The organism is Clostridia bacterium, from assembly GCA_016887505.1.
Classification (GTDB): Bacteria; Bacillota; TC1; order TC1; family UBA5767; genus UBA5767.
In genome coordinates this window covers 1,040,001-1,054,350 of record CP069393.1, presented here as the reverse complement: position 1 = coordinate 1,054,350, position 14,350 = coordinate 1,040,001, and the positions used below count along the sequence as shown (strand labels likewise).

Annotated in this window: 10 protein-coding genes (1 of these 10 running past the window's edge); 8 read left to right on the top strand and 2 right to left on the bottom strand. The window is 39.8% G+C overall.

Translation table 11 applies throughout. From position 1 onward, the window contains the following. Positions 1-466: 466 nt before the first annotated feature. The 5 genes from JR334_05290 (at position 467) to JR334_05270 (ending at position 6,476) form a co-directional block, all read left to right on the top strand. Entirely contained in the window at positions 467-2,062 is a 1,596-nt protein-coding gene (locus JR334_05290; GenBank protein ID QRN86623.1) for a PucR family transcriptional regulator ligand-binding domain-containing protein, read from the top strand. A 146-nt stretch (positions 2,063-2,208) separates the two neighbouring features. Continuing rightward, complete coding sequence (locus JR334_05285; protein QRN86622.1) at positions 2,209-3,429, top strand: efflux RND transporter periplasmic adaptor subunit; 1,221 nt, start codon at positions 2,209-2,211, stop codon at positions 3,427-3,429. Further along, a complete protein-coding gene (locus JR334_05280) occupies positions 3,426-4,124 on the top strand; it encodes an ABC transporter ATP-binding protein (GenBank protein ID QRN86621.1) in 699 nt (232 codons plus the stop codon). Before JR334_05285 ends, JR334_05280 begins: the two co-directional genes overlap by 4 nt. Continuing rightward, entirely contained in the window at positions 4,125-5,321 is a 1,197-nt protein-coding gene (locus tag JR334_05275) for an ABC transporter permease (GenBank protein QRN86620.1), read from the top strand. Positions 5,322-5,333: 12 nt separating this feature from the next. Next, positions 5,334-6,476 carry a TolC family protein gene (locus JR334_05270; GenBank protein QRN86619.1) on the top strand — a complete coding sequence of 381 codons (1,143 nt, stop codon included), beginning with the start codon at positions 5,334-5,336 and terminating at the stop codon, positions 6,474-6,476. A gap of 140 nt (positions 6,477-6,616) precedes the next feature. Here JR334_05270 and istB read toward each other — a convergent pair whose 3' ends face one another. Beyond that, positions 6,617-7,333, bottom strand: a complete 717-nt coding sequence (gene istB, locus JR334_05265; GenBank protein QRN86618.1) for an IS21-like element helper ATPase IstB — start codon at positions 7,331-7,333, stop codon at positions 6,617-6,619. After that, positions 7,326-8,828 (bottom strand): IS21 family transposase, encoded by a 1,503-nt coding sequence (istA, locus tag JR334_05260; protein QRN86617.1) that lies wholly within the window; start codon positions 8,826-8,828, stop codon positions 7,326-7,328. The genes istB and istA overlap by 8 nt, the downstream gene beginning before the upstream one ends. A 1,049-nt stretch (positions 8,829-9,877) precedes the next feature. Between istA and JR334_05255 the strand changes: the two genes are divergently transcribed. The 3 genes from JR334_05255 to xdhB all read left to right on the top strand — a co-directional run. Next, positions 9,878-11,239: an amidohydrolase family protein gene (locus JR334_05255; protein ID QRN86616.1), complete on the top strand. Its 1,362-nt coding sequence runs from the start codon at positions 9,878-9,880 to the stop codon at positions 11,237-11,239. 69 nt (positions 11,240-11,308) lie between these two features. Then, on the top strand, positions 11,309-13,630 hold the full coding sequence (gene xdhA, locus JR334_05250; GenBank protein QRN86862.1) for a xanthine dehydrogenase molybdenum-binding subunit XdhA: 2,322 nt from the start codon (positions 11,309-11,311) through the stop codon (positions 13,628-13,630). Between the two features lie 2 nt (positions 13,631-13,632). After that, on the top strand, positions 13,633-14,350 hold the 5' portion of the coding sequence (gene xdhB, locus JR334_05245; protein QRN86615.1) for a xanthine dehydrogenase FAD-binding subunit XdhB. It continues 164 nt past the right edge of the window; 718 of the gene's 882 nt are visible here — the first part of the coding sequence; it begins with the start codon at positions 13,633-13,635; the stop codon falls past the right edge of the window.

Below are 14,350 nucleotides of genomic sequence, written 5' to 3'. Positions count from 1 at the left end.
CAATGTGATGGAGTTCAGATAGCCTTGAATTGTAAGGATAAACCATGTTAAGGACAGTCACTGCAGAAGTTTGAAATTCTTGTCGGTTTGACTATCCCCTAATCGACAAACAAAAATTAAATATTGTATAAAGCCGCAGTCTTCGATAGCTGCGGTTTTTCTATAGGGTGAAAATATAAAATTATAATTCTTGAAAAAGGAAGGAACGAAGCATTTAAACTGCGAATTATTGATATAGAAGGCGCTGTATATTAAATAGTATATGGAGAACTATTTTGTGCATGCCAATTAATTCAGCGAATGTTGAAGGAAATTTTTCATTTATCTATCGTTTGATCGTTTTATTTGCAATTATTGACGCAATTATTTTAGGGGCAGGGTGGCTTGTAAACTATATATATTTAATAATCATAATATGCATTTTTCTAAATTTAGCAACCGCGTTTCCCTTGCAAGGAGGTCATACATGACAGACATGACAATCAAAGATTTGCTAGAATGCAAGTTTTTTCAAGGTACCCAATTAGTGGCGGGTGAAGGTGGTATTGAAAATCCTATTCTATCCGTTACTGTGCTAGATTCTCCGGATGGCGTAGGTTACTTAAAAGGTGGAGAACTGATTCTAAGTACTGGATACTGTCTAAAAAGTGGTGAAAAAATGCAGATGAATATTGTGCAAAAATTGGCAGAGCATGGTGCCTCCGGCTTGGCCATGACCTTGCGATATTTTGACAATCAATTGCCAAGAGCGATTAAAGACACCGCCAATAGAGTTGGACTACCCATCATAATTTTGAAAAACGGTTTTTCATATGTTGAAATCAGCGATTTTATTAGTTCATATAAAACCAGAAGACTTCAAAAGGGGTTTAAGGAAATCAATAATGCCTTGTATGTTGATGGACTCGCAGGCATAGCAGAAATGCTAAATAAGTACACAGGACTTCAGGTAGTCTTGCTTTTCGGTGAGAATAAATATGTAGCCCCCTCCGATTTTGAAATTCCAAGCTATTTACTAGATCAGCGCCTGTGGTTTATAAATGACAAAAGAGAAATAAAGTGCCAAGATGTAGAAGCCTATACCCGTGAATGTGGAGGTGAAAAGAAAGAATGGCTAGGGGCGAAAATTCATACACAGGATAAAGATGGAGGGCATATTATCCTTTTGAAAGGAGAAAAAGAATTTTCTCTTGAAGAAGAAAGATTGTTAGATTATGCAGCATCTGTTTGTGCGTTAGAAGCAAATTTCATCAAATCGTTGATTGCAATTCAAAGGAAGCATAAACGTAAATTTTTAGAAGGCCTTTTCAAAGGGGATTACAGTTTTGAAGAAGCAATAAACCAGGCTAAAAAACTGAATTATTGTATACCAAGAGAAGGAGTAGTGTTAGTTTACCGTTTGGATGTTGAACTAGAAACAATTGATGAAGAAGCTTTGGAATACCAAGGGAAGATTATTTTTGGAAATGATGTGGTTCAAGGCTTGATGGATGCCAAGTATTATGCGGTGCTTTCTGAGTACAATCAGGAAACCATAGAAAAGGCTGAAAGTTTACGAAATAAGGTATCCGAAGATTATGGGGATTCAACAGTATTTGTGGGTATCGGTAGACCGGGCGACTATAGCAATATTGCAAAAAGTTATAGCGAAGCCAAAGGTGCAATCCGGATTGGAGCATGCTGTGATTTAGATAGTAGTGTGTATGATTTTAATAATTTGGGATTTTACCGCTTGCTTTTATCTACTGATTTGGATGCAGAAATGTATCGATTCTATGAGGATTATCTACAACCGCTAATGCTGAACGATGCGGAGCACAATTCAAATTTGGTCGAAACATTGAAATGCTTGATTCATTCAAATTATAAACATCGAGTAGCTGCAGCAGAGATGTATGTACACCCCAATACGATCCGATATAGGATTAAAATAATTGAGAAACTATGCCACATTAATTTGGATCTACCCAATAACCGTCTATTGATGGAAATTGCAGTTAAAATTTTACCGCTAATCGATATTGAAAAGCTGAAGAAGGAGTGCTTTTCAAACAAAATATAATGTAGTAGATATAAACCGCCTGAGCTTTTTTAGAAGGCGGTTTTATAGAGTGAAGCAGTTCTACTAGTGGTCTATTGTAATAAAACTGTCACAATTTTGTAATAATTAAAGAATACACTTTAAAGAAAACGACGGGAGAAATATAAATGACAAAAAAGAGTAAAAAGAAAAAGTGGATTATTGCTATCGTGATCATAGTAATTGTTATAGGTGGCTTGTTTGGCTGGAACATGTTCCGCAACAATAGTAGCACTGCCACAGTATCCGACAACATTGGGCAGGAAAACCTAATTGGAGTAGTTTCACAAATGGATATTTCAGATGAAATCTACGCAGATGGTTTTCTCGAAATGGAGTCAGAGAGTGTCTATATGGAAACAGACGGGATTGTGGAAGAAGTTTTAGTAGAAGAAGGAGAATATGTTGAGGAAGGACAGATTTTGTTGCGCCTTGAAAGAGATGATATAGCTGAAGATATTGAGGATGCAACGATTTCTCTTTCAGATGCATATAGTAGCTACGAAACTGCAAAACGCAATGCAGATATTGCAGAGACTCTTTATGCCGAAGGCGGTGTTACACAAAATGAAGTACTATCTAAACAAGAGACATTATCAAAAAGTTATAATGCATATTTAACTAAAAAGAATACTCTAGAACGACTAAACGAGGATTATGACAACATGGAAGTAAAGGCTGTGGCTAGTGGAACTTTACTTAACATGGTTCCATCAGTTTCAGATAAGGTCTTGGAGGATTCCGAGATTGCAGTAATTGCAGTTTCAGAGAAGATGACTTTAACTGCCGATATCGAGGAATATGATATTCCTTTTGTATCAGTTGGCAGTTCTGCGACAGTTACTGTTTCAGCATTGGATAAGGATTATGAAGGCACTGTGGTATCGATTGCTCCTGTTGCCACTAGTGGGACTGTGTCTACGGTGGAAGCAGTCATTGAACTTAATGAGGCAGATGACGCATTAATTCCTGGTTATTCGGTGGAAGTAAGTATTAACTCTGTGGATCTAAACGATGTAACGGTAGTACCATATACGGCAATTCGAACAATCAATGAACAAGATGTAATATTTTTGGTGCAGGATGATAATACTTTAAAAATGCAAAGCGTGGAGACTGGATACGAGGATGTCCTGTATACACAAATCATGAATGATGAATTGGTTGGTCAAAAAATAATTCGCACAGCTTTATCTACTATGCAGGATGGTATGACATTAGAGGAAGCAATAACACTTAGCAGCGAGTCAACGACATCAGAAGGCGATACTAGTTTGATGATGATGCCTGGTGCAGGCGCAGGTGGTGGAACTGCTGGTGGTGAACGTCCTGAGAGGAAAGCAGAATGATTAAAGTAAACAAAATCAATAAGACGTATCATACAGGCTCTATCAGTTTTCAGGCATTAAAAGATGTTTCTTTTGAAATTAAAAAAGGGGAGTACACTTCCATCATGGGACATTCAGGCTCTGGAAAATCTACTCTGATGAATATTTTAGGATGTTTGGATGTTTTTGATGATGGCGAATATGTATTAGATGGTATTAATATGTCTGATGTGAAAAACAAGACTCTTTCGAGTATTCGTTGCGAAAAGATAGGATTCGTATTCCAATCCTACAATCTTTTACCGAAATTGACAGCGCTCGCAAATGTGGAACTCCCTATGATGTATGCTGGGATAGAAAAAACAGAGAGAAGAACTCGTGCGTTAGATCTACTGGACCAAGTTGGTTTGGTAGAAAAAGCAAAGAATAAACCTACAGAGATGTCTGGAGGACAGAAGCAACGAGTGGCTATAGCTCGTGCTTTGGCTAATGAACCGGCTATTCTTTTAGCAGATGAACCGACAGGAAATTTGGACACGGCTTCCGGTGATGAAATTCTCAAAGTTTTTCAGGATATTAATGATAAGGGTGTAACTATTGTTATGGTTACACATGAGCCTGAGGTAGCTGTACATACAAAAAGAGTTATTACTTTTAAGGACGGGATGATTTTAGCTGATGAACAGATGAAGCAGATTAGATTGGAGTTGGCCTAGATGAAGCTATTTGAATTAATTAAAAGTGCTTTATATAGCCTTTGGAGTAGTAAGACTAGAACTGCTTTGTCAATGCTTGGAATCATAATTGGTATTTCCTCCGTAATCGTTATTATTGGATTTTCGGAAGGGCAAAGTCAATCCATTGAGGAACAGTTTGCTTCTTCGGGCGCGAATCGCCTGTCCGTGTCAATTTCAGGCCAGGTAGCACGTAGCGTAGAATTCACAGAAGAAGATATCAGCATGTTAAAGCTAGCTTATGCTGACCGTATTAATCTAATATCCCCAAGCATGAGTGAAACTGGAAGTTATACGTTAAATCGCGAAGACTATACCATCAATGCTACTGGTACAAATGGAGATTATGATGAAATATACGATTTAGATATTATGTATGGTGATTATTTCACTGATGAAGATGTAACAAGAAAATCTGACATTATCGTTTTGGACAATTTATTTGCAGCGGATATATTTGGCACGGAAGATGCAGTAGGTGAAACGATATTGATTGATTATGGTGGATATAAGCGAGAGTATACAATCATTGGTATATATGAGTCTGATGAAGACAGTGGTGCGTATACGGATGATACCAACAAAACCATTTATGTGCCCTATACGAGTTTTCCAACATACAGTGGTACTTTCAATAAATTGGAAATAGATCTTATGGATTCAGATTCAATAACAGAAGATAGTGAAGCCATTGTTGAGACATTGGAGAAAATTCACAATAATGAAGGTGAGGAAGATTATCGGACATTTTCTTTATCTAGCATTGCAGATATGATGGAAACCGTTATGAGTACCTTGACGTTGGTTTTAGTGGCGATTGCAGCTATTTCACTATTGGTTGGTGGAATAGGCGTAATGAATATAATGTTGGTCAGTGTAACTGAGAGAACGAGAGAAATTGGTATTCGAAAGGCAATTGGAGCTAAACGAGGCGATATCTTAATTCAATTTGTTATTGAGTCCATTGTTATTACAGGACTTGGTGGGGCCCTAGGCGTTCTCATTGGCATTGCAATACTGGCTTGGACCACACCCATAGTAGGTGTTCCGCTGGTGATTTCATTCTGGGCTATCGGATTGGCAGTCGGTTTCTCCAGTTTATTGGGTGTGTTCTTTGGAATTTATCCAGCCTATCGTGCATCATCTTTGGCACCAGTTGATGCTTTGCGCTATGAATAGAAAGGAAACGATATGAATAAATTTGTTAAAAAAACGACGGTGGCAATACTCCTCGGGAGCCTTATAATGAGTCTAGGTATCTTGACACCAATTGCTTTAGCAGAGGAAGCGGATATTGAGCTAACGCCAGATAGTTTGAGTCTAGAGGAATCCATCGAATACACTCTGGAACATTCTGAAGATTTGGCTCTTATTTATGACAAAGTAGAGCTGAGCAAACAGGCTTTGGACGAAGCACAAGATCAATATAACGAATTACAACGAGGTGAACTGAATACGAGTAGTATGGACAATCTGAAAAGAGCATTGATTAACAATCAATACTACATCATGTCGGCTCAGTTAGATTATGATAAGGCTATTGAAGAGTATGAGTCTGCAAAGGAACAAATTTCCTATGATGCGACCCAAAAGTTTTATCAATTGCTTCTTGCTCAGGATAATTTAGAAAGTGCGACAACTTCTTATACCCGAGCTCAAGATAGCTTGAAAATTGTGAATCTTAAGTATCAACTGGGCGATGCAACATCGCTTGATGTGGTTCAAGCAAAGAATAGCCTTGTGGAAGCAGAAAACGATATGCAAACTCAAAAAGAAAGCTTACACATTAAACAAATGGAGTGGTATTTGTTTCTAGGTCTATCCTATGATGAAGATGTTCAGTCGGAAGGAACTTGGACAAATCTTTCAATACCAGATCTTACGGAATTTGTTAATCCTTCTGAATTTGGCGAAGTAGTGGAAGAAAGTTTCACAGTCAAATCGGCTGCAGAAGAGCTTGACTTAGAAGCACTTCAGTACGAAAGTTTCCTTAATATTTATAGAAAAGTAAACAAAGATTACGAACAATACAAATACCAATATGATCAGGCGGAGAATAGTTATCAAGAAAGCCTCAACCAGACTTGGCTATCCATATATAGTGATTACTACAACTTACAGGAAAAGAATCGGAGCTATCTAGAAAGTGAAGCAAACCTAGCTTACCAAGAAGATATTTACCGTTTACAAGAATTAAAATATTCCTTAGGCGAAGTATCACTAGATAGTCTACTTAGCGCTGAGCAGACCTTGTATAAAACTACACTTCAGAATAATCAGCAAAAGATGGAACTACTATTGCTAGCTCTAGATTGGCAAAACCAGTATCAATAGTGTAAAACCGAGTGGGCTAAAGAATAGTCCACTCGGTTTTTAAATTGTAAACCATTTCTAAGACAGGCGAGGCTGTGTTTGGCAAGTAGAAAATACAACTTTTGGCAATCATAAGTACAATTCGTACAAACCTACTAAAACTACTTCATCAGGGAGTTACGCATACGGTAACTTTCACCTGTAAATAAAAGCATATGGGAGTGGTGGACCAAGCGATCCACAATGGCTGCTGTCAGCTTTTCATCAAACAGGAAGCCCTTCCATTTGCTAAATTCAATGTTGGTCGTAATTATGATGCTCTTGTATTCGTAGCATCTGGATACGATGTCGAAAAGGAGCCGGGCGCCTTCTTGGTGCAAAGGGAGATAACCCCATTCGTCCAGGATTAGAAGCTCCGCATCGTCAATCTTCTTGTAGAGCGAGGCTAGCTTTCGACCTTTGGCCTCTTCCAGTAATTGGATTAAGTCATGCACCCGGTAGAAAACTGCTTTCCTACCTTGGTTAATGGCATTCACACCAAGCCCAATGGCAAGGTGCGTCTTGCCGGTGCCGACAGAGCCATATAGGATGAGATTCTGAGTGTCCTCAAGAAAGTTTAAATCCAAGAGAGACTCGCGATTTAGCCTCTCCGGGAACTGTATGTCATCGAATCGGTAATCGGTCAGTGTTTTTTGTACTCCGAAGCCTGCAGCCTTAAGGTTCCGTAGGCGCTGCTTCTCCAAGCGGTCCTGGTGCATTTTCTCTAGTAGTTCTTCCAGGAACTTCTCATGGGTTTCTGCAACAATTTCCGGATAAATCTCATGTAAGGAACGCGAAAGCCTAAGCTTTTTCTGGTAGAATTCAATCCGCTCATTCATGACACATGCCTCCTAGGAGTGAGTCGTAGGCATCTATGCTTACCTGGTAGGGTGGCAGGTCTTTAGCAACCGCTATACTCCCACAGAAGGTGTTGACATTCTCCTTCAGTCTCTTGTATGCAAGATACAGTGATTGAGAAGATATGGCTGTATGCTTACCAGCCGCATCCATGACCTTCTTAGCAAAAGCCAAATCATCTGTCAGCATAATCATCCTGAGTATGCCCAGGGACTCCTTGAGCTCTGCATTGTCGCAGCTTTCCAGATAAGTCTGCCAGTTGGTTGGGAGAAGACCATAGATACCGGAATATTTGAGCGCTCTAGGCCTGGTCTTCATTACATCGATGAAGTCCACCCAGTGGATGGATTCAGAACCTTTTATGTAGCTCCTAGTATGCGAGCACAGTTTCTTTTGTAGATCCTTAGTGAATATTTCTATGCGTGTAGCTGTAACCCTTAAACTCACATGGTCTCCGACGCACTTGGGTGAAACGGAGTAGGTAACCTTTTCGTACTGGATATAGCCATATTTGTTGACTCGTCTAATTTCGTAGCGGGCAGTATCGAATACCACCCTAGGAAGAGGAGAACATTTCTCCTTTTCCGCCTCAAACAGTTCGGCGATGGTTTCTTCTTTTTGGTAATGCTTTTTCTGCATCAGAGCGGCCGCCCGTTGTAACAGAGATTTGTTGTAGTCCTCAAGGGATGTGAACCGTGGCTCAGGAACCAAGAGGTTCCTTCTAAGATACCCGACGCTGTTTTCGACGTTACCTTTCTCGTGGCCGCTATTCGGGTTGCAGAACCTAACTTCGAAACCATGATGCATGGCGAATCGAAGGAATTGTTCAGTCACTTCCGGTTTCCCTTTGTCATCCTTCTTCCGGATGGCAGCTGCTGCCATCTGGTCAAACCAGATGCATCGGGGTACACAGCCTATGTGCCTGAAAATATCTACCATGGCTTCCATCAGGGATTCCCTGGTTTCGCTTCTGGTTATCTGAAGCAACCTAGCATTGGAATAGGGAAACGACAGCACGAGCTCATGGAGTTTTTTGAGTACGCCATCTTCGTAGACCTTGACCATCCCGAAATCTATCTGAGCTTCTGCTCCAGGATGTTGCAGATCTAGGTAGGCTTTCTTGTTGCCATAGACCTTCTGTTTTTCTTCCTTGACCACCGTTCGTACGGTTCTCTCAGAGACTTTCAATTTGTCTGGATATTCCTCCGAAAGGCGGGCGTAAATCCTGGTGGCAGTGTGCCTTTGCTTTGGATGGCGTTCCAGGTCTTCTAAGAGTATCTCGCGAACGATGGGGCGTATGGAATCACTCCGCTTCTTTCGTTGTACTTTATGATTGTTCTCGTTGTAGTCCTCTTTCTCGATGTATTTCTTAACAGTGCGATAATTGCAATTTGTCCGTTTTACGATTTCACTATATCTAAGTCCTTCAACATGATAGAGTTCTCGTATATAATTGATGTGGGTAATTGTCAGCACTTCCTTTCCTCCCTTTAAGCTTAGTCACTTAAAAGGTTATTTGGTTAGGTCTGTACTGGCAATTACTTTTTTTGCCATCCGTTGTATTTTTGATTGCCAATTATTGCATTTTTAGTTTGCCACAAACACGAGGCCCTGTCTTTTTTTGTATTGAAAGGTGGTTTATCCACGGAAAGATAGTGAAACAACCTCTTACTTAGTCAAAAGGGAAGCATCGCAAGGCTTTTCCATTAGCCCTCAAGCAGGTGACTCTACTTTCCTTAAGAAAATGTTGCAGTAGATTAAAGAAATCCGAAGAGGATGCATCGGTATTGAATGTGGAAAGTAGCACAGAACACTTTTGCTGATATAATTTTTGTTTCGTGTCCACCAATGGAGGCGAGCAACTTTATATGAGAAAAAATACATATTTTATTAGAGGCAATAACAAGGTTGTTAAAAAGCTCAAAAAAATATTGTTATTGTGCTAAAAATTAATAGCGTATTGTTAATACGGGCAAAGGCGATTTTGGAGCCAAAAGCCAATATACATAATTATAAGTTTGATGATAGATTTAAGATAAAAGGAGGGGAGATTTGCTTATACCGAAGACTCGAGAGTAAAGTGTAGAAAATTCTTGAGGGGATAAAAAATTGTATTGGACTTGAATGACAGTACGCAACCACCTGTCAGTAAATAAAACTAAGGCCCGCACATACATATGTTGACGGGTTATTTGTATTTATGACAAGTGTGATATATGCATAACATGTAAAGTCCTGCCAAGGTACCATTGAATTCAATGGACGAGGAAATCTTGCCGGATCATCAAAATTAAATTGTTCAATTAATGAAATTAATCAAAAAGCTTTGCCAATTCTAAGATTGGTAATTTGGGAAATGGAACCGCACCAATGTATGGTGCGGCTCCTCCTCCCTCCCCCTATGAAATTTTAGGCATAAAGAATAATGAAGATGAAATGAATGACAGTCCGCAACCACCTGTCACTAAATAAAACTATAATTTGTTGCTTCAGTAGGCTATTTTTGAAGGAGTGAGGAAAACCAAATGGGAAAAACACTATTTAAAAATTGTAAAACGATTATTACTTGTGATGCTCAAGACCGTGTGTTGTATGGACATGATATTTTGGTTGACGGTAAGCGGATTATCCAGATTGATAAAAATATTTCTTCTGACGAGGCTGAAATCATCGATGCCAAAGATCTATTTATTTATCCAGGTTTAATTAATACACACCACCATTTATTGCAGGCTTTTTCAAGGAACATCCCTGAAATTCAATCATATGAGCTTTTTGATTGGCTAATGTATCTATATGAGGTATGGAAAAATGTAGATTCAAAATTTATTTATCTTAGTTCCCAAGTAGCTATGGGAGAACTATTGAAGTATGGATGTACGACAAACTTTGACCAACATTTTGCATTCCCACAAGGAAAGGGACGAGATTTAATTGATCGTCAGATGGATGCTGCCGAAGAACTAGGTATTCGTTTTTACGCAGGCAGAAGTTGTTTTACCCGCACTCAGAAGAACGGAGGCCTTCCTCCCGATGAATTGGGAGAAACTACCCAGCAGTTTATAGATGACTGCGAACGTCTTATCGATACATATCACGATGCAAGTGATTTTTCAATGAGACAAGTGGCTGTGGCTCCCTGCTCTCCGTTTTCTGTAGATACGGAAGTAATGGTGGAATCGGTTAAACTTGCTAGAGCAAAGGGTGTACGATTACATACACATTTATGTGAGACAATTGACGAGGAAAAATACTGTTTGGAAACCTATGGTAAGCGTCCATTAGCTTGGGCGCATGAGTGTGGATTTACAGGTCCGGATGTCTGGTATGCGCATGGAATACATTTTACCGATGAAGAAGTAGCTTTCCTAGGAGAAACTCAAACAGGTGTTTGCCATTGCCCAGTATCCAATATGAAATTGTCATCTGGTGTTTGCAAGGTCCCCTTGATGCTCAAACATGAGGTTCCTCTGGGACTAGGTGTTGACGGCTGTGGTAGCAATGATGCTTCTAACTTGTTGTCTGAAATTCGTATTGCATATCTATTGCACCGTTTGAATTCTAGTAACCTAGCACCGACTGGGTATGATGTTCTGAAAATTGCTACGAATGGTAGTGCCAAAGTTTTGGGCCGAACTGATATTGGCTCACTAACGGTTGGCAAGGCCGCTGATTTATTCGCTTTGGATGTAAACAAATTGGAATTTGCTGGTGCATTATTAGATCCAGCATCATTTCTTGGTACAATTGGCTATGCGAGACCAGTAAAACTTACCATGGTCAATGGAAAAATTGTATACTGTGATGGGGAACTTATTGGTATTGATGAAGAAAAGATTCATGCGCAAGCAGAGGCTGAAGTGGCAAAAATCTACAAGAACCTTTAGGTTGGAGGTAGGACAATGGACAATAAAGATAGCAACCCAATTAAAGTTGGTTTGAAGAAAAAAAGTGGTATGGAGTTTGTTGTAAGTGATACCAAGCCTAAACAAAAGAAGGAATACCAACATATTGGGCAGGTTAGGACTCGTACGGATGCTAAACCCAAGGTAACAGGTAAAGCTAAGTATATTGCAGATACTAGAACGAACGATATGCTTTATGGAAAAATACTTTGGAGCACAAAAGCTCATGCTAATATAAAGAGCATTGATACGGCAGAGGCTGAAAAACTTTCAGGAGTCCATAGCGTATTGACGTGGAAGGATATGCCGCGAGTAAAGTATTGTCCACAAGGACATCCTTTTCCAGATGATAGTCCCAGGGATAAGTATATTTTGGATAATAAAGTACGATTCGTCGGTGATTATGTGGCTGCGGTAGCAGCCGAAACACCAGAAATTGCCAACCAGGCAGTTAAGCTCATTAAAGTCGAATACGAGGAACTACCATCTGTATTTTCACCTGAGAAGGCTATTCAAGTTGCTGCAGATAACAAGAATGCTGAAATTCATGAAGGAACCGGAAATTTACTTGACCAAAATTTTTATGAATTTGGAGATGTGAAAAAGGGATTTTCTACTGCAGACCTAGTGTTTGAAGATGAATTTCGAACCCCTATTGTCCAGCATTGCCCGATTGAAACGCATATTACCAAAGCTTATTTCGAGGACAGTGGCAGACTAGTAGTCCATGCATCAACACAAATTGCATTTCACCTTAGAAGGATTCTTTCCCAAGCATTGGATATGCCTATAGGGAATATTAGGGTAGTGGCAGACTATGTGGGTGGTGGATTTGGTAGCAAGGAAGACGTGACGTTAGAACCCATTACGGCCATGTTGGCAATCAAAACCAAGAGGCCGGTATTGCTAGAGTTTTCTCGTGAAGAAAACATGGTATCTACTAGAACGAGGCATTCGACGATTATTAAGCTGAAGACTGGTATTACAAAGGATGGAAAGATTACAACTAGAACCATGGATGTGCTCTCCAACACGGGTGCCTATGCAGCACATGGTCATGGTATTGTCTACAATATGTCAGCTCAATTTCCGAATCTTTATCCTACAGATAATATTTCTTTTAAAGGAACGAGTGTTTATACGAATATTCCAGTTGCTTCAGCAATGCGTTCTTATGGAATATCTCAATTGAATTTTGCAATGGAATCCCATATGGATAATATTGCCAAAAAAATGGGGATGGATCCAATAGAACTTAGGAGAAGGAATATTATTAAGTTGGGATTTAAAGATCCACAGAATTACTTTACGATTGATTCTTGTGGTGTTGAAGAGTGCATTCGTATAGGGGAAAATCTTACAAACTGGAAAAAGAAACGGGCTAGGTATGCCAAAGAGACGGGAGAGTTTAAGAAGGGCCTAGGTATGGCTTGTTTCTCGTACGGAAGTAACACATTTCCATTTAACGAAGAAATCGCTGGTGCACGCATCAAGTTGAACGAGGATGGCTCAGCTACTTTATTCATAGGGGCATCTGAGATTGGTCAAGGTAGTAATACAGTTATGGCTCAGATTGCGGCTGAAGAACTGGGTATCTCGTATAATCGAGTAAAAGTGATTTCTGTAGATACAGATATTTGCCCCTTTGATTTGGGGGCGTACGCTTCACGCCAAACGAATATGACGGGAGCGGCTGTATATAAAGCTGCCGTTATGTGTCGTGAAGATTTGCTTAAATATACGGCTGAAGCGATGAAAGTTGATGTAGATACGCTTATAGCTAGAGATGATTGGATTTGGGATAAGAATACAGATGAAAAACTGATTGAAATCTCGAAGGCTGCGATGAATGCCTATTATCATCATAGTAATCCGATTGCAATAAGCCATGAGATTTACCATAAACCGAATAATGATCCATTGTCCTTTGGAGCTGTATTTGTTGACGTGGCGGTAGACTCCTTGACTGGTAAGATAAATATCAAAAAAATATGGGCCATCCATGATTCAGGAACCATAATTAATCATAAACAAGCAGAGGGGCAAGTTGAAGGTGGCGTGTCTATGGGCTTGGCTTACGGGCTTTCTGAACAAATCTTGATTGATCCCAAAACTGGTAAAGTGCTTAATGATAATCTACTAGATTACAAGATACCTACTGTAATGGATATGCCAGAATTAGATGTTATATTTGTTGAAACGAATGAACCGTCGACTGCGTATGGACAAAAATCATTAGGAGAACCGCCAGTTGTTTCTGTCGCACCAGCCATTCGCAATGCAGTTCTGAATGCATTGGGTGTCCCTTTAAATGAAATTCCATTAACTCCACAACGAGTATTTGAGGGTCTTACTAAGATGCAGGAGGCATAGATATGTATAGAATCAAGGATCACCAGGAACCCCAAAATGTGTCTCAAGCAGTATCTTTATTGGACCAAAATCCAGGCATGGTTGTTATTGCAGGTGGAACGGATGTTTTGATTAAAATGCATGCAGGGAAACTACAGGATGTGAGCATTTTGAGTCTTAGAAGCATTCACGGTTTGGACAGAATTGAAATGACCAATGATGGGACTTTACATATTGGTCCCATGGCAACCTTTAGCCAGATTAACCAAAGTAGTTTACTAAATGAACAAATTCCGGTATTAAGCAAAGCTGCGATTACGATGGGAGGCCCACAGATTCGCAATGTGGCTACCATTGGGGGGAATATTTGTAACGGAGCTACTTCAGCTGATAGTGCTTCCACATTATTTGCGCTTAATGCTCAATTGTATCTTGAAAGTGTAAGAGGAACTAGAATCGTCCCCATTGAAGAATTTTACTTGGGACCTGGTCGGGTAGATTTAAAGGGTGATGAAATATTGGTGGATATCCAAATAGAAGCGAAAGACTACCAGGGATTTTGTGGAAAGTACATTAAGTTTGCGGTGAGAAATGCCATGGATATTGCAACTTTGGGTGTGGCCGCAGTATGTATGGTGAACGACGAAGGGGTAATTGAAAACCTGCGTATCGGATTGGGTGTAGCAGGTCCAACACCAAGACGTTGCCATGATGCTGAGAACTATGCTATTGGCAAGAAGG